Source organism: Faecalibacterium sp. I4-1-79, assembly GCF_023347235.1.
Taxonomy (GTDB): domain Bacteria; phylum Bacillota; class Clostridia; order Oscillospirales; family Ruminococcaceae; genus Faecalibacterium; species Faecalibacterium tardum.
On sequence record NZ_CP094467.1, the window covers coordinates 1,669,413 to 1,694,807 of the forward strand.

Annotated in this window: 32 protein-coding genes; 28 read left to right on the top strand and 4 right to left on the bottom strand. The window is 54.9% G+C overall.

Features of this window, described 5'->3' with window-relative positions; genetic code table 11:
* Nucleotides 1-128 precede the first annotated feature (128 nt).
* The 7 genes from MTP36_RS08305 to MTP36_RS08335 all read left to right on the top strand — a co-directional run bounded on the left by MTP36_RS08305 (nucleotide 129) and on the right by MTP36_RS08335 (nucleotide 4,011).
* The gene (locus MTP36_RS08305; protein WP_249247491.1) at nucleotides 129-1,406 is read left to right on the top strand and encodes a hypothetical protein; all 1,278 of its coding nucleotides are present in this window, start codon (nucleotides 129-131) and stop codon (nucleotides 1,404-1,406) included.
* Nucleotides 1,403-1,735, top strand: coding sequence for a hypothetical protein (locus tag MTP36_RS08310; RefSeq protein ID WP_022257305.1), 333 nt, complete (start codon nucleotides 1,403-1,405; stop codon nucleotides 1,733-1,735). The genes MTP36_RS08305 and MTP36_RS08310 overlap by 4 nt, the downstream gene beginning before the upstream one ends.
* Nucleotides 1,735-1,875 (top strand): hypothetical protein, encoded by a 141-nt coding sequence (locus MTP36_RS08315; protein WP_181573014.1) that lies wholly within the window; start codon nucleotides 1,735-1,737, stop codon nucleotides 1,873-1,875. The genes MTP36_RS08310 and MTP36_RS08315 overlap by 1 nt, the downstream gene beginning before the upstream one ends.
* A gap of 186 nt (nucleotides 1,876-2,061) precedes the next feature.
* Entirely contained in the window at nucleotides 2,062-2,766 is a 705-nt protein-coding gene (locus MTP36_RS08320) for a peptidoglycan DD-metalloendopeptidase family protein (RefSeq protein ID WP_249254412.1), read from the top strand.
* A 28-nt stretch (nucleotides 2,767-2,794) separates the two neighbouring features.
* The gene (locus MTP36_RS08325) at nucleotides 2,795-3,094 is read left to right on the top strand and encodes a hypothetical protein (protein ID WP_223451515.1); all 300 of its coding nucleotides are present in this window, start codon (nucleotides 2,795-2,797) and stop codon (nucleotides 3,092-3,094) included.
* Between the two features lie 89 nt (nucleotides 3,095-3,183).
* Nucleotides 3,184-3,576, top strand: a complete 393-nt coding sequence (locus MTP36_RS08330) for a hypothetical protein (RefSeq protein WP_249247499.1) — start codon at nucleotides 3,184-3,186, stop codon at nucleotides 3,574-3,576.
* 162 nt (nucleotides 3,577-3,738) lie between these two features.
* Nucleotides 3,739-4,011: a helix-turn-helix domain-containing protein gene (locus tag MTP36_RS08335; protein WP_249247502.1), complete on the top strand. Its 273-nt coding sequence runs from the start codon at nucleotides 3,739-3,741 to the stop codon at nucleotides 4,009-4,011.
* Nucleotides 4,012-4,424: 413 nt separating this feature from the next.
* Here MTP36_RS08335 and MTP36_RS08340 read toward each other — a convergent pair whose 3' ends face one another.
* Entirely contained in the window at nucleotides 4,425-4,928 is a 504-nt protein-coding gene (locus MTP36_RS08340; protein ID WP_249247505.1) for a helix-turn-helix domain-containing protein, read from the bottom strand.
* 333 nt (nucleotides 4,929-5,261) lie between these two features.
* On the opposite strand from MTP36_RS08340, the gene MTP36_RS08345 reads away from it, so the two are divergent.
* The 6 genes from MTP36_RS08345 to MTP36_RS08370 all read left to right on the top strand — a co-directional run bounded on the left by MTP36_RS08345 (nucleotide 5,262) and on the right by MTP36_RS08370 (nucleotide 9,816).
* Nucleotides 5,262-5,447: a hypothetical protein gene (locus tag MTP36_RS08345; protein WP_055184318.1), complete on the top strand. Its 186-nt coding sequence runs from the start codon at nucleotides 5,262-5,264 to the stop codon at nucleotides 5,445-5,447.
* Between the two features lie 4 nt (nucleotides 5,448-5,451).
* Nucleotides 5,452-6,528 (top strand): site-specific integrase, encoded by a 1,077-nt coding sequence (locus MTP36_RS08350; RefSeq protein WP_249247515.1) that lies wholly within the window; start codon nucleotides 5,452-5,454, stop codon nucleotides 6,526-6,528.
* Nucleotides 6,525-6,854 carry a plasmid mobilization protein gene (locus MTP36_RS08355; protein WP_249247518.1) on the top strand — a complete coding sequence of 110 codons (330 nt, stop codon included), beginning with the start codon at nucleotides 6,525-6,527 and terminating at the stop codon, nucleotides 6,852-6,854. Before MTP36_RS08350 ends, MTP36_RS08355 begins: the two co-directional genes overlap by 4 nt.
* Nucleotides 6,851-7,975 (top strand): AAA family ATPase, encoded by a 1,125-nt coding sequence (locus MTP36_RS08360; RefSeq protein WP_249247526.1) that lies wholly within the window; start codon nucleotides 6,851-6,853, stop codon nucleotides 7,973-7,975. The genes MTP36_RS08355 and MTP36_RS08360 overlap by 4 nt, the downstream gene beginning before the upstream one ends.
* Nucleotides 7,976-8,060: 85 nt before the next feature.
* Nucleotides 8,061-8,294: a complexin-2 gene (locus tag MTP36_RS08365; protein WP_097778380.1), complete on the top strand. Its 234-nt coding sequence runs from the start codon at nucleotides 8,061-8,063 to the stop codon at nucleotides 8,292-8,294.
* Between the two features lie 253 nt (nucleotides 8,295-8,547).
* Nucleotides 8,548-9,816, top strand: a complete 1,269-nt coding sequence (locus MTP36_RS08370) for a plasmid recombination protein (protein ID WP_249247542.1) — start codon at nucleotides 8,548-8,550, stop codon at nucleotides 9,814-9,816.
* Between the two features lie 233 nt (nucleotides 9,817-10,049).
* Here the strand turns inward: MTP36_RS08370 and MTP36_RS08375 are convergent, their stop codons facing one another.
* Nucleotides 10,050-10,577 (bottom strand): nitroreductase family protein, encoded by a 528-nt coding sequence (locus tag MTP36_RS08375; RefSeq protein ID WP_249247558.1) that lies wholly within the window; start codon nucleotides 10,575-10,577, stop codon nucleotides 10,050-10,052.
* Nucleotides 10,578-10,728: 151 nt separating this feature from the next.
* Here MTP36_RS08375 and MTP36_RS08380 point away from each other — a divergent pair, with 151 nt between their 5' ends.
* The 5 genes from MTP36_RS08380 to MTP36_RS08400 all read left to right on the top strand — a co-directional run bounded on the left by MTP36_RS08380 (nucleotide 10,729) and on the right by MTP36_RS08400 (nucleotide 15,114).
* Nucleotides 10,729-11,058, top strand: a complete 330-nt coding sequence (locus tag MTP36_RS08380) for a winged helix-turn-helix transcriptional regulator (protein WP_128117876.1) — start codon at nucleotides 10,729-10,731, stop codon at nucleotides 11,056-11,058.
* Nucleotides 11,059-11,501: 443 nt separating this feature from the next.
* Complete coding sequence (locus MTP36_RS08385; protein ID WP_249247560.1) at nucleotides 11,502-12,278, top strand: AzlC family ABC transporter permease; 777 nt, start codon at nucleotides 11,502-11,504, stop codon at nucleotides 12,276-12,278.
* On the top strand, nucleotides 12,268-12,573 hold the full coding sequence (locus tag MTP36_RS08390; RefSeq protein ID WP_005925791.1) for an AzlD domain-containing protein: 306 nt from the start codon (nucleotides 12,268-12,270) through the stop codon (nucleotides 12,571-12,573). The genes MTP36_RS08385 and MTP36_RS08390 overlap by 11 nt, the downstream gene beginning before the upstream one ends.
* 22 nt (nucleotides 12,574-12,595) lie before the next feature.
* Nucleotides 12,596-13,432 (top strand): SDR family oxidoreductase, encoded by an 837-nt coding sequence (locus tag MTP36_RS08395; RefSeq protein WP_249247562.1) that lies wholly within the window; start codon nucleotides 12,596-12,598, stop codon nucleotides 13,430-13,432.
* A 332-nt stretch (nucleotides 13,433-13,764) separates the two neighbouring features.
* Nucleotides 13,765-15,114: a uracil-xanthine permease family protein gene (locus tag MTP36_RS08400; protein WP_242852891.1), complete on the top strand. Its 1,350-nt coding sequence runs from the start codon at nucleotides 13,765-13,767 to the stop codon at nucleotides 15,112-15,114.
* A 3-nt stretch (nucleotides 15,115-15,117) separates the two neighbouring features.
* On the opposite strand, the gene MTP36_RS08405 is transcribed toward MTP36_RS08400, so the two are convergent.
* Nucleotides 15,118-15,777, bottom strand: coding sequence for a nucleotidyltransferase family protein (locus MTP36_RS08405; RefSeq protein WP_249247564.1), 660 nt, complete (start codon nucleotides 15,775-15,777; stop codon nucleotides 15,118-15,120).
* A 103-nt stretch (nucleotides 15,778-15,880) separates the two neighbouring features.
* Here MTP36_RS08405 and MTP36_RS08410 point away from each other — a divergent pair, with 103 nt between their 5' ends.
* The 10 genes from MTP36_RS08410 to yqeB are packed head-to-tail and all read left to right on the top strand — an operon-like array spanning nucleotide 15,881 to nucleotide 25,064.
* A complete protein-coding gene (locus tag MTP36_RS08410) occupies nucleotides 15,881-16,684 on the top strand; it encodes an FAD binding domain-containing protein (protein ID WP_249247567.1) in 804 nt (267 codons plus the stop codon).
* Complete coding sequence (locus MTP36_RS08415; RefSeq protein ID WP_249247577.1) at nucleotides 16,685-17,155, top strand: (2Fe-2S)-binding protein; 471 nt, start codon at nucleotides 16,685-16,687, stop codon at nucleotides 17,153-17,155. It begins immediately after the preceding gene.
* Nucleotides 17,152-19,440, top strand: coding sequence for a xanthine dehydrogenase family protein molybdopterin-binding subunit (locus tag MTP36_RS08420; RefSeq protein WP_249247579.1), 2,289 nt, complete (start codon nucleotides 17,152-17,154; stop codon nucleotides 19,438-19,440). Before MTP36_RS08415 ends, MTP36_RS08420 begins: the two co-directional genes overlap by 4 nt.
* 6 nt (nucleotides 19,441-19,446) lie before the next feature.
* Complete coding sequence (yqeC, locus tag MTP36_RS08425; RefSeq protein ID WP_249247588.1) at nucleotides 19,447-20,148, top strand: selenium cofactor biosynthesis protein YqeC; 702 nt, start codon at nucleotides 19,447-19,449, stop codon at nucleotides 20,146-20,148.
* A complete protein-coding gene (gene selD, locus MTP36_RS08430; RefSeq protein ID WP_249247597.1) occupies nucleotides 20,145-21,182 on the top strand; it encodes a selenide, water dikinase SelD in 1,038 nt (345 codons plus the stop codon). Before yqeC ends, selD begins: the two co-directional genes overlap by 4 nt.
* Nucleotides 21,183-21,196: 14 nt before the next feature.
* On the top strand, nucleotides 21,197-21,811 hold the full coding sequence (gene yedF, locus MTP36_RS08435) for a sulfurtransferase-like selenium metabolism protein YedF (protein ID WP_249247615.1): 615 nt from the start codon (nucleotides 21,197-21,199) through the stop codon (nucleotides 21,809-21,811).
* The gene (locus MTP36_RS08440) at nucleotides 21,808-22,956 is read left to right on the top strand and encodes an aminotransferase class V-fold PLP-dependent enzyme (RefSeq protein WP_249247617.1); all 1,149 of its coding nucleotides are present in this window, start codon (nucleotides 21,808-21,810) and stop codon (nucleotides 22,954-22,956) included. The genes yedF and MTP36_RS08440 overlap by 4 nt, the downstream gene beginning before the upstream one ends.
* Nucleotides 22,947-23,177 carry a DUF3343 domain-containing protein gene (locus MTP36_RS08445; RefSeq protein WP_097780340.1) on the top strand — a complete coding sequence of 77 codons (231 nt, stop codon included), beginning with the start codon at nucleotides 22,947-22,949 and terminating at the stop codon, nucleotides 23,175-23,177. The genes MTP36_RS08440 and MTP36_RS08445 overlap by 10 nt, the downstream gene beginning before the upstream one ends.
* A 19-nt stretch (nucleotides 23,178-23,196) precedes the next feature.
* The gene (locus tag MTP36_RS08450) at nucleotides 23,197-24,252 is read left to right on the top strand and encodes an XdhC family protein (protein WP_249247620.1); all 1,056 of its coding nucleotides are present in this window, start codon (nucleotides 23,197-23,199) and stop codon (nucleotides 24,250-24,252) included.
* On the top strand, nucleotides 24,249-25,064 hold the full coding sequence (gene yqeB, locus MTP36_RS08455; RefSeq protein ID WP_249247622.1) for a selenium-dependent molybdenum cofactor biosynthesis protein YqeB: 816 nt from the start codon (nucleotides 24,249-24,251) through the stop codon (nucleotides 25,062-25,064). Before MTP36_RS08450 ends, yqeB begins: the two co-directional genes overlap by 4 nt.
* Before the next feature lie 72 nt (nucleotides 25,065-25,136).
* Here the strand turns inward: yqeB and MTP36_RS08460 are convergent, their stop codons facing one another.
* Entirely contained in the window at nucleotides 25,137-25,331 is a 195-nt protein-coding gene (locus tag MTP36_RS08460; protein WP_015538508.1) for a DUF3873 family protein, read from the bottom strand.
* Nucleotides 25,332-25,395 lie beyond the last annotated feature (64 nt).

Here is a 25,395-nt window from a genome sequence, read left to right on the forward strand (position 1 = left end):
CAGCTGAGCGTTTCGAGATATACGGACGCATTGGTGAGAGCGTGGCCGCAGTTTTTGGGACTGCGTGGCGGTGAGTAGTAGAAATCCGTTTTGCCTGATTTAAGGCCTGAAACGGCAACCGAAATCCGTTGAACATCAGCAAGTTTGGAGGCTTTAAGGATATGAAAACAAAGAGGTACTTGTCGCTCAATCATGAAATGTGCGAGCGTGCTGTCCTTGAAGCTTTTGATAAGAAATGGTTCCGCCGGGATTACCTCGCTACGGTGGAAAAATATGGAGGTGTAAGCCGTGCACAACTATCGAGCGCCGCCCGCGTAAACGACTGGAACCCGCGTTTAGAAGCCGTAAATGGGATTGCTCTTGAAATGGAGCAACGGATAGAAGATTTGTTGGACGGAGAAACAGACGACCTTGATCTTGACCCTGTGAGCGTGTTCTACAGAATTGATGGAATCAGCATGAAACGGCGGGAACTGTCTAACTGCTGTCCAATGCACCAAGCTTTTGGGCATTTGGCGGTACTTGGACTTCGCCCGTTGCTTCAGGCAAAACTGTTGCCGTATCAATTTGCCAGTATTCCCGGCAAGGGACAAATCGCTTTGAAGCGTCAAGTCGAGCGTTGGCTTCGCAGAAAAAGTCTTGGCATACAGTATGCAATAAAGCTGGATGTGCAGGGGGCATACGCCCACACAAAACAGGAACTTGTGATGAAGATCCTGCAGAAAGAAATCCCGGGAGCAACATGGCTTCTGGCTGTTGTCAAATGTCTTTTAGCAATGGCTCCGGGTGAGGGATTGCTTATCGGCGGCTATCTTGAAGCGTGGCTTTTTAACCTTGTTGCCAGCTATATGCTGGTCAAGGTCATGAGTTATGCAAAGATTCGCCGTGGAGCATCCACGCGATTCGTGATCCGCAGCGGTAGCTATATGGATGACCTTGTTTTGTTTGGCCGACGATGGGCTGACATACAGAGTGCAGCCCGAAAATTGACTAAGTGGGCGCTGACCGAACTGGGATTGACAATAAAAAACGAGTGGGTTCGTGTGGACTTTCTTAGCGCCGCTGAAGAGCATCAACGCAGACACCTAACGGGAGCGGCAAAAGGATGCCCGGGTTTGGATATGGCTGGCTATGTGATGCACCGTACCTACACCACGATACGCCCCAGAATTTTTCTGAGGGCTCGGCGGCAGTACATTCGAGCCAAGGCTGATGTTTCACGAAATGGATATGTGCCGGTCTGGCGGTCATACAAGCTGGTCAGCTATAACGGCTATTTTGACTGGACAAAATCTCGTGCAATCAGCGAAGCCCTAAAACAGAAAAAGCTGTTCACGGCCGCAAAAGTAGCAATCCGCGTAACGGCACAAAGAAATGCAATGAAGAAAGTGAGGATAGCAGCATGATTTTTACCGAGAACCTTGACCATAATCCGCAGGCGGTAACGCTGGAAAAACTGCCGGACGGTACGGCTTGGCTGTACCTGCGTAAGGACGCTCATGAGGTACGAACCGAGGCTCCCGAAGGAGAGCAGGGCGGTACTTCGTGGGAGTGCACCACGGCTCTTTGCAAGTTGGGTTCCGATTATGCAGAGGAAACCGTGGAAAGCATCACGGCGGCGGCTGATGATTGGTGGGTCTATGCAGAAGCATGGACGACCGCTGATGAAGCTGCGCCCTCTCTGGAAGAGCGTGTGAGCGTGCTGGAAACTCTGTTTATGGGAGGTGAGCTGTAATGGGCAAGGAACAGTTTTATCGCACTATGTACCGCATGAAGAAGATCACCGCTGCAGGCGTGTGGGAAAAGGTTGACGAGGGCGAGCTGACCAAGGCGCAGGCCTTGCGTATCTGCGGTCCGCGACCGAAGGAATCCTGATGGAAGGTGCTTTTATTTGAGCCGAGAACAAAAGCTCGAAGTTTTGTTAGCATCGGCGGTTCATCTTCTGGATTGCTGGGAGGACATTTCAGCTGAAACAGGAGAAGAGCCTGAAAATTATGGTGAGCAGAGAGCAATCCTGCAAGCCGAATACGATGCTATAAAGTGTTGAGAGAAGCCGTGCTGATGGTCAGCGCGGCTTTTTTGTTTGGAATAGAGGTGGATTTTTTGATTTCTCCGTATAAGGGCACTTTCAGAGTGTCGCAGGCATACCGAAACCTGCGAGCAAACGGTACATATCACCAAGGATATGATCTCGTGGGCATTGGAGACAAAAGCATCTATTGCCCGGTTTACGGTACGGTTATTCGTGCTGGATGGGAGTGTGCAACGCTTCCGAAGAAAGGTTTTGGCCAGCGTGTTGTGGTTCGTATCGGCAGCACTGCCTACTATATGTATTTTGGGCATCTGTCCAAAATCAACGTGGCCGTCGGGCAGAAGCTGAAACCGGGAGATCTGATTGGTGTTGAGGGCAGCACCGGCCACAGCACCGGAAGTCACCTGCATTGGGAAATTCGCATCAACGATATTTCTACTGGGTATGTATCGGTGCATCAGTACGCAGGCATCCCGAATGTGGCAGGCTCTACTGCATACACGTCCAACTGGGTCGCAGAACTTTTCGGACCCAGCAACCTGAAAAAGTCCACCAGCGGCTTCCCGCAGCGCTTGTACAATTCGGTGCTGCAGGGTGCACTGGGAATCGACAAGGACGGTATCTTCGGGGCGAATACCGAAAAAACAGTCAAGGAGTTCCAGAGTGCTCACGGTCTGACAGCTGATGGCATTGCTGGAGCAAAGACAAAGGCGGCTCTCGCTAAGCAGCTTTGAGAGAAAGGGGTTATAATCTATGAGCGTTATGAATATTGTTACCGCCTGTATCGTGATTCTGATTATGGCAGTTCTGTCCGTCGTGGCGATTCGCTTCGGCTATAAGGCGCTTCTGATTGAGTGGGCAATCGATGCTATCTCCAAAGCGGAGAAGGAGTTCGTTGGTACCAAACTGGGCGAGGCGCGCCTTGCGGTTGTTGTGTCTTGGCTGCGTGAAAAGGTGCCTGCACCGATTCGCTTCCTTGTGACGGACGACTTAATTCGCAAAGCAGTCCAGACATCGTTTAACGCTGCAAAGTCTGGGCTGGAGGTGCTGAAGAATGCTTAAGCGGCTTGTGGATTGGCTCTTGGATCGTCTTCCCGTAACGAGATGGATCGAATTGCTGACACAGCCGGAGGACTGAAAGGAGGATGTAGGTGCTTGCAGAGACAGCTGAAACAGTCACTGTCGCCGTTCCGGCGTGGCTTTTAGCGGTAGTTGCTTTTCTTGGAACACTTCTGGGTGGAGCGATTAGTTTTGCTGTGAATCAAATCCTTATCAAGGGAGCTGCTGATCGTGCCGCAAAGAAACGCGAAAAGGACGATGAGCGGCGCCGAGAACGGTATATTTTGCAGATGGACAGCCGAAAGGCTACATTTGACCTGCTATCCTGCATTTGTGCCGGCATTGAGCGAATGGAGACCGAAACGGGTCAGATTTATTGGAATGGAGAACTGAAAAGAAGCCTTGCACATCTGGAAGGTGTGGATGAGCGATATAGGGAATCCGACCAACGCCAGCTTGCCGACCTGAATACTCGGAGCAAATGATTACACCCCCGTTACCCATCAGACTATAAGTCGAAGTGGGTAACGGGGGTGTTTTTTTTTGCTTTTTTACGATAAAAAATAACAAGATTCGTGATAATCTAACATTTTCCTGACTTTTCCAGTGGAAAAAGTTATCTTTTATTGTAAGGAGCGAGCGAGAATATGATTAGAATTTTACTGTCCAAGAAGCTAGGCGAGCTGAAATGGACGCAAGCAGATCTGGCACGCGCCACGGGCATTCGCCCCACTACAATCAGCGACTACTACAACGAAATCGCCGAGCGGATGAATCTGAACCATTTAGACCTCATCTGCGAAGCGCTGGACTGCAGCCCGACTGAGATACTGGTTCGGGAACCGAATCCTGAGCCGAGGGTGCGAAACCGGACCGGCTTTGAAAAGCCTGTGACAGGCCAAAGAAAAGACGGCGAGTGAGAGAGGGGACAGCGTAAAGCTGTCCTCTTTTTCTATGCCCATTGACGCTTCTTGCAAACAGGTGTATTATAATAATGTATCTAACACCTGAATGAACCACTTGATAGATAGTCAAAGACCCGTGACATCAATTTGACAGCAATCCATTGTGCACTCAAAAACACACAATGGAAGCAACGGAATTTATGCACGCCAAAACCGGAAAAATGGACTTGGTATAACCAAAAACCTACTTTCCGGAATTGAGCTCGAGTAATCTGCAAAACCTGAAAAGTATTGATGCAATGCAATATTTTGAGAGCCAAAAGGCTCTGTGATACTGCTTTGATACTATCAGGCGATTATTCATAAAGAGAGACATGAGAATGCCCTCTGAGAAACGGTAAGTTTTTCAGAGGGCATTTTTGTGTCTTTTATTCTTTACGCCACTTTTTCTTCGGCTCGTACCGGCCGCAGCCGTCGGCGGTCTGTGGCCAGTTGAGCTTCCATTCCAGATACTCTTCCTTGGTGATCTCGCCCTCCCGGAGCTGCTTCTTGCGGAGCTGCCACTCCTTTAAGAACTCATCCAGCAGGCGATAGCGGAAGCTGACTGCCATGTGCTTTTCCGGGAAATTTGGGTCGGTGGTGTCTGTGACCTCGTAGAGCCGGGTGCCGGGATAGTGCTCATCCAGTTCGAACAGAGTGTACATCACATCCTCTGCGGCGTACAAGGTCGGCTCATAGAGGGAACGGTAGTTCACGTCCAGCACCTCCGCAATCTTGCGGAGCAACTCTTCTTTAGGAGTGCGGGTGTTGCTTTCGTATTGTGCGATACGGATGTCTGCGCTCTTCTCCTCAAACCCGATGGCAATGCCCAGTTCTTTCTGGGTCATACCTCGGAGGTTGCGGGCACGTTTGATGCGGTCACCGACTGCCATGCGATTGCCTCCTGACTTAAACATATTTGTTGAACCTAGTATAGCACAGAAAAATAGGAGGTGCAATAGAAAATAAACAAAAAAGTTTAAGATTTTACCTGAAAACCTCTTGACTTAACGGAATGTGTTTAGTATAATGAGAGCACAAAAAGATAAGCAAAAATGCTTAGTAAAATTGAATGACCGCCAAACTGACCCAAACCGCCAAGACCTTCCGAAAGGAAGCGAGCGCTCCGCAAGGGGACGGCACAGCACCGCAAAGGGGATATGCCTGCCGGAAGTCAGCGAGGATGAAGCGGCACCGAAACGAAACCAACAAGGAAAGGACAGAAAATGGCAAACAGCATTTTTATCAAGGCAGACGAGCTGGCAAAGGAACTGGACATCTCCCAGGGTCTGGCGTACAAGATGATCGCCCAGTGGAACGAGGAACTGAAGGCCAAGGGCTACACGACCGTAGGAGGCCGGGTGAGCAGGAGGTACTATCAGGAGAAGATCTACGGGGCAGGGGAGGAGTGATAAGATGCCAGCCTACAAGGACAGCAAACAGGGCACATGGTACGCTTCCTTTTACTTCGAAAACTGGCAAGGTGTGAAGCAGAAGAAGCTGAAACGGGGGTTTGCCACCAAGAAGGACGCTCTGGCGTGGGAGCGGGAGTTCCTTCTTCAGCAGGCGGCAGACCTGACCATGACCTTTGAAGCCTTCGTGGAAATTTATATCACGGACAAGAAAAAGCGACTCCGGGAAAACACCTGGTCTACCAAAGAGCACATCATCCGAACGAAAATCTTACCGTATTTCAAAGAAAAGCGGCTCAGCGAGATAAAGCCACGGGATGTGATCGAATGGCAGAACGAGATGCTGAACTACCGGGACAAAAACGGCAAGGCCTACTCACCGACCTACCTCAAGACGCTGCATGGACAACTCAGTGCCATCCTGAATCACGCCGTCCGGTTCTACGGGCTGAAATCAAACGCAGCAGCAACAGCCGGGTGCATGGGGTCAGAAAAGCACAAGGAAATGCTTTTCTGGACAAAGGAGGAGTACCTCAAGTTTGCAGAAGCGATGATGGACAAGCCGCAATCCTATTACGCTTTTGAGGTCCTCTACTGGTGTGGCATCCGGGAGGGCGAATTGCTGGCTCTGACCCCGGCAGACTTCGACTTGGACAAGGGGCTGCTCTCCATCACCAAATCCTATCAAAGGCTGAAAGGCCGGGATGTGATCACCGACCCGAAAACACCCAAGAGCGTCCGGGTCATCCAGATGCCGCAGTTTCTGACGGACGAGATCAGAGACTATCTGAAATCCCTCTACAAAGTCCAGCCAGACCAGCGGATCTTTGAGGTGACCAAGAGCTACCTGCACCACGAGATGGACAGGGGAGCCAAGGAGGCCGGGGTGAAGCGGATACGAATCCACGACCTGCGGCACTCCCATGTATCACTGTTGATCGAGATGGGCTTCTCGGCTCTGGCAATTGCAGACCGGGTGGGGCATGAGAGCGTGGACATCACCTATAAGTACGCCCACCTTTTCCCCTCAAAGCAGCAGGAGATGGCGCAGAAGCTGGACATGGAGCGAAGGGAGGGATGAAGATGGAACGAGTACTCGACCAGCAAGGCCGCTGGCGGAACAAGGTGGTGGCCTTCCGAATGTCCCCGGAAGAGGACGAGGTTCTGGAAGCCAAAGTAAAGCTCTCCGGGTTGACCAAACAGGAGTATATCATCCGCCGCCTGACTGACCGGGAGATCACCGTGGTAGGCAACCCAAGGGTCTACAAAGCCCTACGAGGCCAGATGGAGCTGATCTATCAGGAATTGCAGCGGCTGGCCGTGGATGAAGAAGTCCCGCCGGACTTGCTGGAGACCCTGCAAATGGTAAGTCTGACGTTGAACGGACTTAAGGAGGAATGCGAATGACGGACAATAGAAAAACGACCGTACCGGGTACATCTGTTGGCGCAGATGCGGTACAGTCGTCTGATAAAATTACCACCAATATTATAACAAATTCGGACAAGCAAATCAATCTGCAAGCCGCGAAAAAGTCAAACAATTTCGGGCTGAACACGGTATCAATGACCGAGCTGTACGACACGGTATATCCACCCCGGAAACCCATCGTGAACGACTTGCTGTACAGTGGCACCTACCTCTTCGTAGGTGCGCCCAAGGTGGGCAAGTCCTTCTTCATGGGGCAGCTCGCCTACCATGTGGCGATGGGGCTTCCGCTGTGGGAGTACGAGGTGCATCAAGGCACCGTCCTCTACCTGGCATTGGAGGACGATTACGCCCGGCTGCAGCGGCGGCTCTCCCGGATGTTCGGGGTAGAGGAGACCAACAATCTCTACTTCGCAACGCAAGCTAAGTCCGTGAGCGAGGGACTTGACCAGCAGTTGGAAGGATTCATCCGGGAGCACCCGGATGTACGGCTCATCATCATCGACACCCTGCAGAAGGTGCGGGAGATCGGCGGGGACCGATACAGCTACGCCAGCGACTACGAGATCGTGACCAAACTGAAAACTTTCAGCGACAGGTACGGCATCTGCCTGCTGGTGGTTCATCACACCCGGAAGATGGAAGCCGAGGACAGCTTTGATATGATCTCCGGCACCAACGGTCTGTTGGGTGCGGCGGATGGCGCATTCATCATGCAGAAGAAGCGGCGCACGGACAACACCGCCCTGCTGGACATTGTGGGACGTGACCAGCCGGATCAGGAGTTGACGTTGGAGTTCAACCGGGAACGCTGCGTGTGGGAGTTCCAAGGAGCCGAAACGGAACTCTGGAAACTGCCGCCCGACCCGCTTCTGGAAGCGGTGGCAAAGGTGCTCACCCCGGAACAGCCGGAGTGGAGCGGTGCGCCCACGGAACTGCTGGAACGTCTGCCGGGTGTGAGCATACAGGCAAACATCCTGACCCGGAAGCTGAATGTGAGTGCCGACAGGCTCTACAACGACTATGGGATTCGGTACGAAAGCAGGCGCACCCATGAGGGCAGGGTGGTCAAATTAACGCTGGAAAATTCTGGGGCGTGACGATTCGTGACGGTTGTGACGGTATTTTTGCTACTATGTAAAATACCGTCACAATCGACACAACCGACACGGGATGGTGATAACGATGAAAAATGTGCAGATTTCGCAGGAACTTTTCGTCGCCTTGCTGCATTATCATTTGAGCGGCGAAAATGAGTACGAAGAGGTCATTGAGCAGGGTCTGGAGCAAAAATTGGATGCGATGCTGCGGCATGAGCTGTATGCCCAGTACAAAACAGCACCCACCGAGGAACAGCGGGAGCAGGCTCGGCAGGAGTATCTGGACAGACGAGGCGTGCCAGAAAGCTTCCGCTGGTGAGTCCCTCTATTGGCAAAGTACAGGAGCGTGTCACGCTCCTGTGAATGCAATCACGCAGGAAGGTGGTGTTGGACCGGGCAGCGGCGAGGTACAGCGAAACCCCGTCCGCAGACGGAAGCCCCCGGCAGGGCGCAAAGGCATCTTTTGATGGACGGAACGTCTGTCAAAAGTGCTTTTGCGTTACTTTCGACGAAAGTAACAAAGCCTTTGTCGTGTCCGGCACCAGTTACTTCCACAGAGAAAGGACGTGCGATTGAAAAGAACTATTTCCGCAATGCGGGGTCCCGGCTCCCTCAACCATAACCGGAGAAGTTTCACCGCTGAAAACGTAGACCCGGAGCGCAGCAGTCTGAATGTCGTGTACCGGGATGAACTGATTCAGAAGGTGTACCACGAACTGTTTGATGAGGCAGTGAACCGCTACAACGCCAAGCAGAAGCGCAAGGACCGCTGTATCACCGACTACTATGAGCACCTGCGGACAGGCAAGCAGGAAAAGCTTTTCCATGAGCTGATCGTCCAGATCGGCAACAAGGATGATATGGGTGTCCTGACCGAGAACGGCGCACTGGCAAAGGAACTGCTGGACGAGTATATGCAGGGCTTCCAAGAGCGGAACCCGACGCTACGGGTGTTCGGGGCTTTCCTCCACATGGATGAAGCTACGCCCCATCTGCACATCGACTTCGTGCCATATGTGTCCGGCTGGAAGGGCAAAGGACTGGACACCAAGGTTTCTCTGAAGCAGGCTCTGAAGGCCTTGGGCTTTGCAGGCGGTTCCAAGCGAGAATCCGAGTTGAACCAGTGGATCAACGCCGAGAAAGAACGGCTTGCTGCCGTGATGGAGCGGCACGGCATCGAGTGGGAACAGAAAGGCACCCACGAAGAGCACCTGTCTGTGCTGGACTTCAAGAAGCGGGAGCGCAGTAAAGAGGTGGCGGCTCTGGAAGCTGCCAAGCAGGAGCGCCAGACCGACCTGACCGAGATGCAGGAACAGCTGGAAACAGCGCAGACAGCCGTAGAAGCCGCTGAACAGCGGGTACAGAAAGCAGAGCTGACCTACCAGAAGCAGAGCCAGAAGCTGAACAAGCTGGCCCCCATTATGGAAGGTTTGGAAAACTTGTCAGCGCAATACTCCCAGCGGCCAGAAGAATGGGTGCCAGAAGCAGCCACGTTTGAGACCGCCAAGAGCTATCGGGAGAAGAAGGCCATGCCGCTGATCCAGAAGTTGGTGAAGGTACTCTTTACCCTCCATCGGAAGTACTGGGAGGTCAAGGATGAGCGGGATAAGTATCTGCACTTCTATCAGGACGAGAAGAAAGCTACCCATCATCTAAGCCAGCGGCTGAAAGAGGTGGAGGCTGAAAACTCTCAGCTCTATGCGATGAAACGTGATTTCAGGCGAGTATGGAACTATTTCGGTGTCGAAAAGATGCAGCAGGTCATTGGGCTTATGAGGGAGCAGGAGCAGACTGCGGATAGAAGCCAGAAGAAGAACAGGCAGAACAACGTAGAGCTGTAAGCATAGTAGACCCCCGCCAGCGGATGCTGGCGGGGGTCTGTACATATAGGGGCAACTTTTCGGAAAATCCGAAGAGTTCAGGGCAGTTGTTAAGCGTTGCTTAATAACTTGGGCAGTCTGTCAACTATCCGGGATTTTTGGATGGTTCGAGTTTATCAGTTGGAACTATTAAGAAAAACTTAATGGTTGGACGTGCCAGAGAAAATAGAATGATATAAAGATATAATTTTAAGTTAAAGCTTCTCGAAAGATACCATAGCAGAAAGAGAGTTTCTCATTTTTGCATGGCGATCTGCGGACAGAGCCTTTTCACGAGAGGTGTCGGCGTAGCCGAGGACAAGGATGTTGACCGGTTCAAGGTTGTCGGGAATCTTAAATTCAGCCTTCAGGATGTCCGGCTTGAAATAGCATACCCATACGCTTCCTAAACCTAAGTAGGTGGCTTCCATCATCATGTGGTCGGTAGTGATGCTTGCATCAATATCGGTCAGCTTTTTACCATCAAAGGGACGTGTCCAGACCTTATTTGTATCGCTGCAAACGATAATTGCCAGCGGCGCACCATAGATATTTGTGGCCTTTCCAATTTTACGAAGGCCCTCATCACTCTGCACTACAATCAGGTGTTGAGGCTGGCAATTACCACCCGTGGGTGCAACGTGAGCTGCCTCTAAGATGGCATCCAGCTTTTCCTTCTCAACCTTCTGCTTTGTGTAAGCGCGTACACTATACCGTTTCTTTGCAAGTGTCAAAAAATCCATAATGTGATGGTCCTTTCTGGAAGTGTAAATTTGTGTAGGGTCTTGATAATTCAATCGGCCTATGCTATGATTTTATCAGTCGTTTTCAAAAAAGCAAGAACGCACTTTTTTGTTATATACTACCTAAAAAGATAGTGTAGGGAAGAGAAAAATGAAATGTCCAAGTACCTTTAGCTGCCCGGTTGAAGCAACCCTCGATTTGATTGGTGGGAAATATAAAGCACTTATTCTGTGGCATTTGATTGATAATACCTTGCGCTTTAATGAGATAGGAAAGTTGATTCCCAAGGCAACGCCTAAAATGCTGACACAGCAGCTTCGGGAGCTTGAAAATGATAACTTGGTTATTCGGAAAGTTTATCCTGTTGTGCCGCCAAAGGTAGAATATTCGCTCAGCGACTTTGGGAGAAGCATCATTCCTATTTTGGATGCGATGTGTAAATGGGGAGAAAACTATCTGGCAGATGCAAGCAAGAAGTAATCCTTAAAAGACGGTTGCATCCTGAACGTAAATACGTTATAATACTCCCAGAGATCCCGCTGGTTGAGTGATACTATCCTGATACTAAAAAATCAGCAAGCCACATCTAGCACAGCAATCTCATGAAAAAGTGAACATTCAAGAATAGCCTTACTAAACAAATTTGTTTAGTAAGGCTCCGAACTTACCGAGCTCGAGTAACCCCCAACAGCACCATCACCCCGGAGGGTTCCGTAAAAACGAAACCTCCCGGGGTGTTTTTTTATCTTCCAGCACGATCAAACAAGCTGTAACGTTCAAAGTATCTCCTGTACCAGCGCAAACTCTAAGCATTTTGACCGCAGTATTTTACACAAAAAAGCCCGAAACCCCTTTCTTCTCTGCCTGCGGGGGAGTATAATAGAATCTGTTGTTTGCAAAATAGGAAAGGGGAAGTATCAACTATGGAATCGAAGCAGAGGCTTTTAGAGCCGCAGCTCGTCCAAACAGGAAGGGCAGATCAGTTCAGCCGCAAGGTGTTCTGCGATGGAATGCGGGATGGCGTGCCCATTGCGCTGGGCTATTTTGCGGTATCATTTTCACTGGGCATTGCGGCGCGCAAGGCGGGCTTTACGCCGTTTCAGGGATTTCTTGTCAGCCTGCTGAACAACGCCTCCGCAGGCGAATATGCCGCATTTGCGCTGATTATGGCAAATGCCACCTATTTTGAGGTGGCGGTCATCACCCTGATCGCCAATGCACGGTATCTACTGATGAGCTGCGCGCTGGCACAGCGCTTTGCGCCGGAAACACCCTTCTGGCATCGGCTGCTCATCGGCTATGACGTCACGGACGAGCTGTTCGGAATTACCATCGCCCGCCCGGGCAGCCTGAACCCGTACTATACCTATGGTGCTATCCTGCTGGCGGCACCGGCTTGGGCGTCCGGCACGGCGCTGGGCATTATCGCGGGCAATCTACTGCCGCTGCGGGTAGTCAGTGCCCTGAGTGTGGCACTGTACGGGATGTTTTTGGCTATCATTATCCCGCCGGCTCGCAAAGACCGGATCGTTGCGGTGCTGGTGGTCATCAGTTTTGCGCTGAGCTTTCTGTGCAGCTATCTGCCGGGCATCTCGGCGCTCTCCGAGGGCACCCGCACCATTCTTTTGACGGTGGCAATCTCCGGTGCAGCGGCGGTGCTGTTCCCGGTCAGGCAGGAGGAAAACGAAAATGACGCATAACAATTATATCTATATTGCGGTCATGGCGTTGGTGTCCTATGCTATCCGTATCCTGCCGCTGACGTTGATCCGCAAACCGATTAAAAACCGCTTTATCCAGTCGTTTTTGTACTATGTGCCCTATGTGACACTGGCTGTGATGACCTTCCCGGCCATCATTCAGGCAACACAGAGCCCGGCAGCCGGTGCTGTTGCACTGGTAGTTGGCATTGCTGCCGCATGGTTTGGCGCGAGTCTGTTTCAGGTGGCTGCAGGCTGCTGTGCAGTGGTGTTCGTGCTGGAATTTTTTATCTGAGACCTTATAGCGGGAGAACAAAATGAAAAAGATCCTTGTAACCGGTGCAGGCGGCTTTGTAGGTTCCCGCGTGATGCAGCAATGGACGGGGCGGTACGACCTATGCACTTTTCCCAAAGGCTTTCTGACAGTGGCAGGGGAGAACGCCGTGCGGCAGGCTGTTTTGCAGCAGCGCCCGGATGTCATCCTGCACACCGCAGCCATTTCGGATACCGGCTACTGCGCCGATCACCCGGAGCAGGCTTACCGCGCCAATGTGGAGCTGCCGGTCTGGCTTGCCCGTGCCGCAGCTGAGACCGGCGCAAAACTGGTGGCCTTCAGCTCGGATCAGGTCTATGCTGGTATAGAGCAGTCCGGCCCGCTGCCGGAGAACATTCCGCTGCAGCCTGCCAATGTGTATGGGCAGGGCAAGCTGGAAATGGAGCAGCGGGTGCAGGTGCTCTGCCCGAGTGCCGTATTGCTGCGTGCCACATGGATGTACGACCTGCCGGGCTACCGGCTGCCCATCCGGGGCAACCTGCTGCTGAACCTTCTGCGTGCGGCACAGCGGGGAGAATCTGTCCGCTTTTCTGTCCAGGATTTCCGGGGTATCACCTATGTCCGTCAGGCGGTGGCGCTGCTGGAGCCTGCCCTGACCCTGCCCGGTGGGGTCTATAACTTTGGCAGTGAGAACGCTGAAAATATGGTATTGACCGCCCGGCAGTTTGCTGAGACACTGGGAATTACAGTCGATATTCAGGAAGCTGACTGGGCACGGAATCTTGCAATGGATTGCAGCAAGCTACGGGCGCAGGGCATCGTATTTGACACCACCCAGGCAGGGCTGACGCGCTGTTTGCGAGATTATGGACTGCTCTGACCACAGAGAAGCAAATTTTTCTGTATCGCACAAAAAACAGAGAAAAGCACAAAAAAAGCAGGGGATTCTGTATGATGCCAGCAACATCGGGCTGGACAAATCATGTAGAAACCCTGCTTTTTTGCTTGTCTGCCGGAGAAAAGTTCGATTATAGAATGCAGCAATTTTTCATATAAAAGTCATACTTATTTTACATCTTATCTGCATTTTGCTATAATATTTTCGCTTTTTTGCAAAGCATCCGAACCGCATAAACCTTTAAAACCTTGAGGAGAGTGGAATTTTTGAAGGAAGTCAAGCTTGAAGAAGCGGCTTATCAATTTGAAGCCAAAATGTCCCTGCGTCAGGCCATCCCGCTGGGCTTGCAGCACGTCTGCGCCATGTTCGTGGGCAACCTGACCCCGCTGCTGATCATCACCAGCGCCTGCGGCATTGCAGGCGGCGAGTTCGCAGACTTGCAGGTCACCCTGCTGCAGAGCGCCATGTTCGTGGCAGGTATCGTCACGCTGGTGCAGCTGTTCACCATCGGACCCGTGGGCGGCGCAGTGCCTATCATCATGGGTACCAGTTCCGGCTTTATCGGCGTGTTCAACAGCGTTGTGGGCACGATGGGCGGCGGTGTGCTGGCCTATGGCGCAATCATGGGCGCATCCATCATCGGCGGTATTTTTGAAAGCGTGCTGGGCTTCTTCCTGAAGCCGCTGCGCAGGTTCTTTCCGCCGGTGGTCACCGGCACGGTGGTGCTTTCCATCGGCCTTTCGCTGATCTCGGTGGGCATCAACTCCTTCGGCGGCGGCAACAAAGCCAAGGACTTCGGCTCTGTGGAAAACCTGCTGCTGGCACTGTTCGTGCTGGTGGTCATCCTGTTCTTCAAGCACTGGACTACCGGTTTCCTCAGCTCCTCCGCCATCCTCATCGGCATTCTGGCCGGTTATGTGGTTGCTTTCATCATGGGGCTGGTACTGCCCACCACTGGCGTGACTGCTGATGGCGTAGAGTTCACCAAGGCATGGGTGCTCAACTGGAGCAAGGTGGCGCAGGCTTCCTGGTTCGCAGTGCCCAAGCTGATGCCGGTCAAGGTGGTATTTGACGCCCGTGCGATCCTGCCGGTGCTGATCATGTTCATCGTTACCGCAGTGGAGACTGTGGGCGATATCTCCGGCGTGATGGAGGGCGGCATGAACCGTGAGCCCTCTGATAAGGAGCTGTCCGGCGGCGTTATCTGCGATGGTCTCGGCTCAACCTTTGCCGCACTGTTCGGCGTGCTGCCCAATACCTCCTTCAGCCAGAACGTGGGTCTGGTGGCCATGACTAAGGTGGTCAACCGCATGGCACTGGCCTCCGGTGCTGTGTTCCTGATCCTCTGCGGCCTGATTCCCAAGTTGGGCGCGCTGATCTCCATCATGCCGCAGGCCGTTCTGGGCGGTGCAGCCGTTATGATGTTCTCTTCCATCGTGGTCAGCGGCATCCAGCTGATCACTAAGGAAAAGATGACCCCGCGCCACCTGACCATCGTGTCTGTGGCGCTGGGCGTGGGCTACGGTATGGGTGCCAACAGCGGCATTCTGGCACAGGCTCCGCAGGTCTTCCAGCTGATCTGTGGCGAGTCCGGTATCGTTCCGGCCGCCTTTGTGGCGATTCTGCTGAACGTGCTGCTGCCCAAGAACGATATGGCAGAGTAAGCTTTAGCCTTTTTGCCGGGCAATGGTCTCCAGTTGCTGCAACACCTCCGGGGTGTCTGCATCCAGCAGTTCTGCGCTGTCTGCAATGCAGATCGTGCGCACCTGTGCAGGGTACTTTTTAAGCAGCACGTTGCCGCCTTTGCTTTCCGGTAGGGTGAGCAGTTCCGAAAAGAAACTGCTTCCAAACAGAACGGGACTTCCAACAAGAGGTGTCGGGTCGTTATCGGCCACGGCGCCCAGACGGAAGATCTCCCGTTCTGTTTCTTTTTGCCATTCTGTCGGGGATGGCTGTTCGCGGCAAAAGCGCTCTGTCATAGTTTCTACCGTCTCCCGGCGCAGCAGGGGCTGATCCCCGGGCAGAAACATACAGCCGCTAAGCTCCGGCTGCTGCTCCAGCAGTGCCGAAAGGCCCAGTCGAACGGTATCATTGCGGCCGGGCAGACTGTGCAGCAGCACCGGAACGCCGTGCGCCCTGCACAACGCCTGCACCTCTTCCGAGCGGGTCACCACGATGCGGGCAGCGATACCGGGTGTGGCGGTAGCGTCAAAAGCACGGCAGAGCATGGGCTGCCCGCAAAAATCCGCCAGCAGCTTGTTTGTGCCAAACCGGCGGCTCAGCCCGGAGGCCATGATCACACAGCCGACCGTAAGCGACTTCTTCATACAAAAACACTCCTTCAGCAGCATTTTATAATAGTATTATATCGAAAGCTGTGCTAAAATAAAAGCAGAGATATCGCAGCGATAGAAAAGAGAGGTACTGCACATGATGACGATCCGAGAATACAAGCGGGCAGAAAGTCTGGAGGAAGCGTGGCAGCTGAACCAGAAAAAGCCAAACCGCATTTTGGGCGGCATGATCTGGTTGAAGATGGAAACCATCAATGTCGGCACCGCCATCGACCTTTCCGGTCTGGGGCTGGATACCATTGAGGAGACCGAGGATAGCTTTTCCATCGGTGCTATGGTCACCCTGCGCCAGCTGGAGCAGCATCCGGGGCTTGCTGCCTACACCCACGGTGCCATGCGTGAGGCTGTGCGCCATATCGTGGGCGTGCAGCTGCGCAATCTGGCAACCGTGGGCGGCAGCATTTACAGCCGGTTCGGCTTTTCGGATGTACTGACCATGTTCCTTGCCATGGACTGTGATGTAGAACTGTACAAGGGTGGCATCCTGCCTTTGCAGGAATATGCCCAGCGCCCCTACGACCGGGACATTCTGGTGCGGCTGATCGTAAAAAAGACACCGATGCAGCTTTATTACCAGTCGGTGCGCAACAGCCAGACCGATATCCCGGTGCTGACCTGTGCCGCTGCCCGGATGGAGACTGGAGATTACCGCATCGTCATCGGTGCGCGTCCGCTGTGCGCCGTGCGGTTCGAGCTCCCGGCAGAGCCTGCTCTTGCGGCAGAACAGCTTGCTGCACAGTTTGCCGAAAGCGTAAAGGCGCAGGTCATTACCGGCTCCAATATGCGCGGCAGCGCCGAATACCGCAGGCATCTGGCTGGCGTGCTGACAAAGCGCGCGGTACTGGAACTGGAACAGCGTAAAATGCAGGAGGAAAAGTAAATGCAGATCACACTTACATTGAACGACGTCCGGGTATCCGAGGAGATCGCCCCGGATATGCTTTTGATCGATTTTGTCCGTGCACACGGCTGCAAGAGCGTTAAGCGCGGCTGCGAGACCTCCAACTGCGGTCTGTGCACGGTGTTCATGGACGATAAACCGGTGTTGTCCTGCTCGGTGCTGGCAGCCCGCGCCGATGGACATAAGATCACTACGCTGGAGGGCTTGCAGGAAGAGGCCGCCGAGTTTGGTGCCTTTATTGCAGATCAGGGCGCAGAACAGTGCGGCTTCTGCAACCCGGGCTTTATCATGAACGCGCTGGCTTTATTCCGGGAGCAGCCGTACCCCACCGAAGAGCAGGTGAAGGAATACCTTGCCGGAAACCTGTGCCGTTGCTCCGGCTACGAAGGCCAGCTGCGCGGCATCATGAGCTTTCTGGCATGGAAAAAGCAGAAGGAGGGCGTACAGTGAAAACCGTCAACAAACCGTTCCGCAAAAAAGACGCGATGCAGCTGGTCACCGGCCAGCCTGTTTATATGGATGATATCATCCCGCAGGACTGCCTGATCGTCAAGCTGCTGCGCTCGCCCCATGCAAACGCCATCGTCCGCACCATCAACACCGCTGTTGCCAAAAAGGTGCCCGGCATCGAAGCCATCTTCACTTGGGAGGATGTGCCGCAGAATGCCCGCCGCTACACGCAGGCCGGCCAGACCTACCCGGAAGCCAGCCCCTACGACCGTCTGCTGATCGATCGCCACGTCCGCTTTGTGGGAGACGTGGTGGCCATCGTAGCCGGTAAGGACGAAAAGTGCGTGGACAAGGCGCTCAAGCTCATTAAAGTGGATTATGAGGTGCTGGAAGCCGTGCTGGATTTCCACACCGCAAAGGATAATCCTATCCTTGTGCACCCGGAAGACAACTGGGAGAGCCTTGCCCCCGTGGGTGCCGACAATAAGCGCAACCTCTGCGCTCATGATGAATGCGGCAACGGTGATATCGACGCTGTGCTGGCCGGGTGCGATGTGGTCATCGACCATGTGTACCACACCAAGGCCTGCCAGCAGGCCATGATGGAAACCTTCCGCACCTATTGCTCCATTGATACTTACGGGCGGCTGAATGTGCTCAGCTCTACCCAGATCGTTTTCCATGCCCGCCGCAACATCGCCAATGCACTGCATATCCCCAAATCCATGGTGCGTGTTTCCAAGCCCCGCATCGGCGGCGGCTTTGGTGCAAAGCAGACCGCTGTCAGCGAGGTTTACCCGGCCTTTGTGACCTGGATGACCAAAAAACCTTCCAAGCTCATCTTCAGCCGCGTGGAAAGCCAGACGGCTTCTTCGCCGCGCCATGAGATGGAAATGCACGTCCGTCTGGGTGCGACCAAGGACGGTATTGTGAAGGGCATTGACCTGTACACCCTGTCTAACACCGGTGCTTACGGTGAGCATGGCCCCACTACCGTGGGTCTGTCTGGTCATAAGTCCATTCCGCTGTACGGCAAGGCCGAAGCCTTCCGCTTTGTCAGTGATGTGGTATATACCAACCACATGTCTGCCGGTGCGTACCGCGGCTATGGTGCTACGCAGGGTCTGTTTGCGGTGGAGTCTGCGGTGAACGAGCTGGCACACAAGCTGAACATGGATCCCATTGCACTGCGCCTGAAGAACACCGTGCAGGAGGGCGATGTGATGCCCGCCTACTACGGCGCTGTAAATACCAGCTGCGCACTGGACCGGTGCGTACTCAAGGTGCGCGAGATGATCGACTGGGAGCACAAGTACCCCGCCCGGGATATGGGCAACGGCAAGATCCGTGCCGTAGGCATGGGTATGGCCATGCAGGGCTCCGGTATCTCCGGCATGGACGTGGGCAGCGCTACCCTCAAGCTGAATGATGACGGCTTCTATACCATGATGATCGGTGCAGCCGATATGGGCACGGGCTGCGACACCACGCTGGCACAGATCGCCGCCGAGGTGCTGGACTGCCCGCTGGATAACATTACCGTCTTTGGTGCGGATACGGATTCCTCCCCCTACGATTCCGGCTCCTACGCTTCCAGCACAACCTATGTCACCGGTAAGGCCACTGAGAAGTGCGCCATGAAGCTGCGGGAACAGATCTGCAAACTGGGCGCGGAGCTGCTGGGCTGCCCGGCGGATGCTGTGGAGTTTGACGGCAAGGTCGTGTTTGAAAGCGCCGACCCCACCCGCCAAAAGACTTTGTCCGAGATCGCTTTTGCTTCCCAGTTCGGCCATAAAATCCCGCTGGAATTCACCGAGACTCACACCTCGCCTTTGTCGCCGCCGCCGTATATGGTGGGCGCTGCCGAAGTAGAGGTTGATACCGAGACCGGCGAGGTGAAGGTGCTGGAATTTGACGCCTGTGTGGACTGCGGCACCCCCATCAACCCCAACCTGACCCGTGTGCAGGCAGAGGGCGGCATTTTGCAGGGCATCGGCATGACCCTGACCGAGAACATCACCTACGACAGAAACGGCTACCCGGAAGAGAACTCTCTGTTCCAGTATAAGATCCCTGCTCGCAACGATATCGGCCACATCCATGTGGAATTTGAGAACAGCTACGAGTCTAACGGCCCCTTTGGCGCAAAGTCCATCGGTGAGGTGGTCATCAATACGCCGCTGCCCGCCATCTCGGACGCCATCTACAACGCCATCGGTACCCGCTTCTACGAGCTGCCCATCACCCCGGAGCAGATCGCAATGGCAGTTACAGCCAAGCACTAAAAGCAGATGCTGAACGAAAAAGAGCTTCCGTTTCTGGCAGAGAAAGGGCATATCGTTTCTCTGGTAGGCGGCGGGGGCAAAACGACCTTGCTGTATGCCATGGCAGACCACTGTGCCCGTAAGGGATGGCGGGTGCCTGTGACCACGACTACCCATATCCGGCAGCCTGCTGCCTGCTATGCACCGGATGACGCAGCGCTTACCGCCTTATGGCAAGCGGGTCACTACGTAGTGATCGGCACCCCGGCAGAAAACGGGAAGTTGACCCTGCCGCCGCAGCAGCTTTTGCGCCGGATGGCACAGGCAGATGCGGTATTTATAGAGGCGGACGGGGCAAAGCACCACCCCTGCAAGCTCCCGGCGGCGCACGAGCCGGTGCTGCTACCCCAAAGCGATATCGTTTTGGCGGTAGCAGGGCTTTCGGCGCTGGGTAAGCCCCTGCGAGAGGTCTGCTTCCGCTACGATACAATCCGTCCGCAGTTTTTAGCGGCTGCGCCGGATGCGCCCATTACGCCGTCCATGCTGGCACAGCTGCTTGCAAGTGCGCAGGGCGGACGCAAGGCGGTGGGAAACCGGCAGTTTTACGCCGTACTCAATCAGGCCGATACACCGGAATTGCAGCAGCAGGGCATACAAATACAACAGCTTTTGCGTCAGCAGGGTATTCCGTGCGTACTGACGCATTTTAAAGAGGAAGAACGTGCATGAGCAAGGAAGATAAGATCGTATTCTGTACCGGGGGCGGCTGCACTGCAAAGCTGGGTGCCGGAGTGTTGAGCCGTATTCTGGAAAAGCTGCCCCGGGGCGAAAAAGACCCGGATCTTCTGGTTGGCTACGACAGCCGGGATGATGCTGCAGTCTACCGCATTACGGACGACATTGCGCTGGTGCAGACCGTGGATTTTTTTCCTCCGATGGTGGACGACCCCTACACCTTTGGGCAAATTGCAGCCACAAACGCCCTGAGTGATGTCTACGCCATGGGCGGCGAGGTAAAGACCGCCCTGAATCTGGTCTGCTTCCCGGAGGATATGGATCTGAACGTGCTGGGCGAGATTTTGCGCGGTGGTGCAGAGAAGGTGACAGAAGCCGGCGGCAGTCTTGCAGGCGGGCACTCCATTGCGGACAGCGGGGTGAAATACGGTCTTTCTGTAACCGGCCTTGTAGACCCGCACCGGATGTATACGAACGACACCGGTATGCCGGGCGACAAGCTGGTATTGACCAAGGCTTTGGGTGTGGGGCTGCTGTGCACGGCAAACCGTGTGGGCGAAGCCGCCCCGGAGGAGATGGAAGCTGCCATCCGCTCCATGACCACTCTGAACAAAACGGCGGCAGAGCTCAGCCGCAAATACCGCGTCCATGCCGCTACGGATGTGACCGGCTTCAGCTTTCTCGGCCATCTGCATGAAATGATGGGCGGCAAACTTTCCTGCGTCATCCATGCAAATGCCGTGCCGGTGCTGCCGGGCGCGGAAAAAGCGGCGGATGCGTTTTTGTACACCGCCGCCGGGCAGCGCAACCGCAACCATACCGGGCCATTCGTCCAGTTTGAAAACGTAAGCTTTGCCATGGAGGAAGTTTTGTTCGACCCGCAGACCTCCGGCGGGCTGCTATTGGCAGTAGACCCGGCGGATGCAGCGGCACTGGAACAGGAACTGCGCGCCGCAGGTCTGCCCGCAAGCATTGTGGGAGAGATTCTGCCGAAACAGGAAATTGAGATCGCCGTAACAGACAAATGAGAGGAGTAATCAGCATGGCTGAATTTATCAAAGTGGATGCGCTGGGCGATGCCTGCCCGTTGCCTGTTGTTAAGGCAAAAAAAGCTATTTCCGAGCTGCAGGGCGCGGGACAGGTGGAGGTACTGGTGGACAACGAGATCGCCGTACAGAACCTGACCAAGATGGCACAGCAGAAGGGCTATCAGTATAGTGCTGAAAAGCTGGAAGAGCGCAAATACCGCGTGCTGTTCACGCTGGGCGAAGCAGAAAGCGCACCGGCAGAGCAAGCCCCTGTCTGCGTACCGGATGCCCGCACGGATACGGTGGTGGCTATTTCCGCTGCCGTTATGGGCGAGGGCAGCGAGGAGCTGGGCAAGACCCTGCTCAAGGCCTTTGTGTTCGCACTGACCCAGCAGGACAAGCTGCCCAAGACGATCCTGTTCTATAATGGCGGCGCAGCGCTGACCTGTGAAGGCTCTGCCATGCTGGAGGATCTTAAGGCATTGGAAGCACAGGGCGTGGAGATCCTGACCTGCGGTACCTGCCTGAACTTCTACGGCCTTACCGAGAAGCTGGCTGTGGGCAGTGTGACCAACATGTACACCATTGCCGAAAAGCTGACGCAGGCAGGGAACGTGGTAAAGCCGTGATTTATCTTGACAACGCAGCCACCACCCTGCATAAACCACCGCAGGTGGAACAGGCTATTGTGGAGGCACTGCATACGGCTGGCAATCCCGGGCGCGGCGCACACGAGCCTACCCTTCACGCCGCACGGGTCGTGCTGGATACCCGTCTGGCGCTGGCAGCGCTTTTCCATGCGCCAGACCCTTCCTGCATTGTTTTTGCCGCCAATGCGACCATGGCGCTGAACACAGTACTGAACGGTGTGCTGCATCCGGGCGACCATGTCATCACAACGGTATGCGAGCATAACTCCGTTCTGCGCCCACTATACCGGTTGCGGGCGCAGGGGGTAGAGGTCTCTTTTACCGGGGTGGATGCTGCTGCACGGCTTTGCTACGACCAGTGGGAAACACTGCTGCGTCCCACGACCCGGGCGCTGGTGGTGACGGGAGCTTCCAACGTGACCGGCAATGGCACAGACCTTGCCCGTGCAGCAGACTTTGCGCACCGGCACGGTCTAGCGCTGATTGTCGATGCTGCCCAAACTGCCGGTGCGCAGTTCATTGATGTACAGCAGCTGGGCATAGATGCTTTGTGTTTTACCGGGCACAAGGCGCTTTTGGGGCCGCAAGGCACCGGCGGCGCTTATGTGCGCCCCGGCCTGCGTGTTGCGCCGCTCCTTGTGGGCGGCAGCGGCGTGCACAGCTTTGATGAAACGCACCCTTTGCAGATGCCCACCGCACTGGAGGCTGGCACGCTGAACGTGCACGGCCTTGCAGGGCTTTGCGCCGGTGTACAATGGCTGCTGGAACAGGGTGTAGAAAACCTTGCTGCCCGGGAAGCCGCCCTTGCCCGCCTGTTTTATGAGCAGGTGCGCAAGGCACCGGGCGTAACAGTGTATGGTGATATGACCATGCAGCCCCGTGCGCCCATTGTAGCGCTGAATATCGGGCAAGAGGATTCTGCCCGGGTGGCAGATATCTTGTGGGAGGACTATGGCGTCTGCGTGCGTGCCGGAGCACACTGTGCTCCGCTGATGCACAAGGCGCTTGGCACTGTGGAGCAGGGCGTAGTACGGTTCAGCTTTTCCCATTTCAATACGGAGCAGGAGGTGCAGCGGGCAGCGCAGGCGGTCTGCGCACTTGCCCGGGAACTTTTATGCGAATAAAACGAAATTATATCGTGCTTTCCTTCCGTACCACTTTAGAGGCTATGGAGTGGGAAAAGCAATGCCATGCCCGACAGGTGCCCGGGCGTCTGATCCCGCTGCCGCGTGAGATCTCGGCGGGGTGCGGGCTTGCATGGCGGATGCTGCCGGAGGACTGGCAAAGCTGGCAGGCAGCACTGGATCAAACACAGTTTGATAAGGTTACGCCGGTGGAGCAATAACAGAGGGAGAGGGACACCAATGAACAGACAAACGCTTGCAGACGTTCTGCAAGATACAAACCAGACCGGTAGCTATACGCTGGCTACCGTGCTGGAAGGCGCAGAGGCGGGCAGTCAGCTGCTGCTGCGGGACGGAGATGCCCTATGGCAGACCCGGAGCGCCGAGCTTTTGCAGCGCCAGCTTTCAGCCCTGCAAGCCTGTACCGCCACAGGCTTTCTTACACTGGACGGGCGGCGGGTATTTGCCGAGCGCTTTGGTGCTGTGCCGCAGCTGGTAGTCTGCGGCGGCGGTCATGTGGCTGCTGCTCTTGTAAAGCAGGCAAAGCTTCTCGGTCTGCCGGTGCTTGCCATAGACGACCGGGAGGAATTTGCCCAACAGCTGCGCGCCGCCGGAGCGGATACCGTGCTTTGTGCCCCCTTTGCACAGGCACTTCAAAATGTGCCCGGCGGGGCAGAGACCTATTTTGCAGTGCTGACCCGCTCCCACGCCTTTGATTTGGATTGCCTTACTCAGATTTTGCAAAAACCTGCGGCCTATGTGGGCATGATGGGCAGCCGTGGTCGTGCCGCACTGGTGCGCCGTCAGCTGTTGGAGAAAGGGCTGGACAACCAGCGAATCAATGCACTCTGCGCGCCCATTGGCCTTGCCATTGGGGCGCAGACCGCTGCGGAGATCGCGCTTTCCATTCTGGCGCAGATCGTGCAGGTCAAGAATGCCCGCCCCCAGACCGAGGGCTATCCCGTCACATTGCTGGATGCGATAGTGCAGGCAGAAAAAGCCAGCACCCCGGCGGTGCTGGCTACCATCGTTGCGCGGCACGGCTCCACTCCTCGGGATGTGGGCGCAAAGATGCTCATTATGCCCGATGGCAGTACAGTTGGCAGCGTGGGCGGCGGTATTATGGAGCATTACACGGTACAGGCTGCTCAGAAGCTGTTGGCACAGGCTGCGCCCGTTCTGCAATGCCTGCAGCTTTCGGCTGACGGCAAAAACGAGGATGCGGCCATTGCTGCCTGTGGCGGCTCCATGGAGGTGCTGTTGCAGACACTTTTCCCCGGGGAGGAAGCAAAATGAAAAAGGATGCCTTAATTATCGTGCGCGGCGGCGGCGACCTTGCCACTGGAACCATCCACCGGTTGTGGAGCGCCGGGCTGCGGGTGCTGGTACTGGAAACGACACAGCCCGCGGCCATCCGCCGTCAGGTGGCTCTGTGTGAAGCAGTGTATGAAGGCGAAACAACTGTTGAGGGTCTGCGCGCTGTCCGCATTGAAACATTAGAGCAGGCACAGTCCGTCTGGGCGCAGAGCGCTGTTCCGGTGCTCATTGACCCGGAGGGAGCCTGTATTGCCCGGGCAAAGCCTGATGTCGTGGTAGACGCCATTCTGGCTAAGCGCAACCTTGGCACCCGCCGGAATATGGCACCGCTGACCATTGCCCTTGGCCCAGGCTTTGTTGCTGGGCAGGACGTGGATGCCGTGGTGGAGACCAAACGCGGCCACCGGCTGGGCAGGATCATTCGGGAGGGGAGCGCTATCCCCAATACCGGCATCCCCGGCGTTATTGGCGGGTACGGTGCAGAGCGGGTGATCCATGCACAGGCTGGCGGTGTTTTTATGAATGTGCGTAAAATTGGCGATTTGGTAGAGAAGGGTGAAGTTATTGCTACCATCCGCACCCCCGAGGAAAAGGATACCCCGGTTACAGCACAGATCCCCGGCATTCTGCGCGGACTGCTGCGCAGCGGCTATCCGGTCACACCGGGCTTTAAGATTGCGGATATCGACCCCCGGCGGGAGGAGCTTTCCAACTGTTTCCTGATTTCGGATAAATCCCGCTGTATTGCCGGCAGTGTACTGGAACTTGTCTGTGCGCAGGTGTGGCAGTAAAACCTATATAAAAATAACCCCTGCCGTTTTGCAAAAAGGTCTGCAAAGCGGCAGGGGTTTTATGGTTCCATGTTAGTTGCGGTAGCAGCGATCCTGTCCTACAAGCCAGTTTTCACACAGGCGCTGAGCTTCCTCAAGACTGCGGCTCTCGCAGTCAAAGAATGCGCCGCGCATAGAGCAGTAGGAGTAGTGCACCTTAGGAACACCGTTGCCATCCTTGAAGCGCTCGTATCGTTCTTCACCGGGCATCAGAAAAAGCTGTTCCATGGTTCCTTCTCCTTTGTTTTCAAGCAGTATAAACGGCCGCCGGGCGGCGGCACACAACGCTTGC

What these genes read in the sequence shown, in the direction of transcription:
- MTP36_RS08380 (WP_128117876.1), top strand. Translation starts at nt 10,729, where the DNA reads ATGAAATGTCCAAGTACCTTTAGCTGCCCGGTTGAAGCAACCCTCGAT.
- MTP36_RS08310 (WP_022257305.1), top strand. Translation starts at nt 1,403, where the DNA reads ATGATTTTTACCGAGAACCTTGACCATAATCCGCAGGCGGTAACGCTG.
- yqeC (WP_249247588.1), top strand. Translation starts at nt 19,447, where the DNA reads ATGCTGAACGAAAAAGAGCTTCCGTTTCTGGCAGAGAAAGGGCATATC.
- MTP36_RS08385 (WP_249247560.1), top strand. Translation starts at nt 11,502, where the DNA reads ATGGAATCGAAGCAGAGGCTTTTAGAGCCGCAGCTCGTCCAAACAGGA.
- MTP36_RS08450 (WP_249247620.1), top strand. Translation starts at nt 23,197, where the DNA reads ATGAACAGACAAACGCTTGCAGACGTTCTGCAAGATACAAACCAGACC.
- MTP36_RS08460 (WP_015538508.1), bottom strand. Translation starts at nt 25,331, where the DNA reads ATGGAACAGCTTTTTCTGATGCCCGGTGAAGAACGATACGAGCGCTTC.
- yedF (WP_249247615.1), top strand. Translation starts at nt 21,197, where the DNA reads ATGGCTGAATTTATCAAAGTGGATGCGCTGGGCGATGCCTGCCCGTTG.
- MTP36_RS08320 (WP_249254412.1), top strand. Translation starts at nt 2,062, where the DNA reads ATGGTCAGCGCGGCTTTTTTGTTTGGAATAGAGGTGGATTTTTTGATT.
- MTP36_RS08410 (WP_249247567.1), top strand. Translation starts at nt 15,881, where the DNA reads ATGATGACGATCCGAGAATACAAGCGGGCAGAAAGTCTGGAGGAAGCG.
- MTP36_RS08375 (WP_249247558.1), bottom strand. Translation starts at nt 10,577, where the DNA reads ATGGATTTTTTGACACTTGCAAAGAAACGGTATAGTGTACGCGCTTAC.
- MTP36_RS08400 (WP_242852891.1), top strand. Translation starts at nt 13,765, where the DNA reads ATGTCCCTGCGTCAGGCCATCCCGCTGGGCTTGCAGCACGTCTGCGCC.
- MTP36_RS08315 (WP_181573014.1), top strand. Translation starts at nt 1,735, where the DNA reads ATGGGCAAGGAACAGTTTTATCGCACTATGTACCGCATGAAGAAGATC.
- selD (WP_249247597.1), top strand. Translation starts at nt 20,145, where the DNA reads ATGAGCAAGGAAGATAAGATCGTATTCTGTACCGGGGGCGGCTGCACT.
- MTP36_RS08395 (WP_249247562.1), top strand. Translation starts at nt 12,596, where the DNA reads ATGAAAAAGATCCTTGTAACCGGTGCAGGCGGCTTTGTAGGTTCCCGC.
- MTP36_RS08390 (WP_005925791.1), top strand. Translation starts at nt 12,268, where the DNA reads ATGACGCATAACAATTATATCTATATTGCGGTCATGGCGTTGGTGTCC.
- MTP36_RS08405 (WP_249247564.1), bottom strand. Translation starts at nt 15,777, where the DNA reads ATGAAGAAGTCGCTTACGGTCGGCTGTGTGATCATGGCCTCCGGGCTG.
- MTP36_RS08350 (WP_249247515.1), top strand. Translation starts at nt 5,452, where the DNA reads ATGCCAGCCTACAAGGACAGCAAACAGGGCACATGGTACGCTTCCTTT.
- MTP36_RS08415 (WP_249247577.1), top strand. Translation starts at nt 16,685, where the DNA reads ATGCAGATCACACTTACATTGAACGACGTCCGGGTATCCGAGGAGATC.
- MTP36_RS08445 (WP_097780340.1), top strand. Translation starts at nt 22,947, where the DNA reads ATGCGAATAAAACGAAATTATATCGTGCTTTCCTTCCGTACCACTTTA.
- yqeB (WP_249247622.1), top strand. Translation starts at nt 24,249, where the DNA reads ATGAAAAAGGATGCCTTAATTATCGTGCGCGGCGGCGGCGACCTTGCC.
- MTP36_RS08345 (WP_055184318.1), top strand. Translation starts at nt 5,262, where the DNA reads ATGGCAAACAGCATTTTTATCAAGGCAGACGAGCTGGCAAAGGAACTG.
- MTP36_RS08365 (WP_097778380.1), top strand. Translation starts at nt 8,061, where the DNA reads ATGAAAAATGTGCAGATTTCGCAGGAACTTTTCGTCGCCTTGCTGCAT.
- MTP36_RS08340 (WP_249247505.1), bottom strand. Translation starts at nt 4,928, where the DNA reads ATGGCAGTCGGTGACCGCATCAAACGTGCCCGCAACCTCCGAGGTATG.
- MTP36_RS08335 (WP_249247502.1), top strand. Translation starts at nt 3,739, where the DNA reads ATGATTAGAATTTTACTGTCCAAGAAGCTAGGCGAGCTGAAATGGACG.
- MTP36_RS08325 (WP_223451515.1), top strand. Translation starts at nt 2,795, where the DNA reads ATGAATATTGTTACCGCCTGTATCGTGATTCTGATTATGGCAGTTCTG.
- MTP36_RS08360 (WP_249247526.1), top strand. Translation starts at nt 6,851, where the DNA reads ATGACGGACAATAGAAAAACGACCGTACCGGGTACATCTGTTGGCGCA.
- MTP36_RS08355 (WP_249247518.1), top strand. Translation starts at nt 6,525, where the DNA reads ATGAAGATGGAACGAGTACTCGACCAGCAAGGCCGCTGGCGGAACAAG.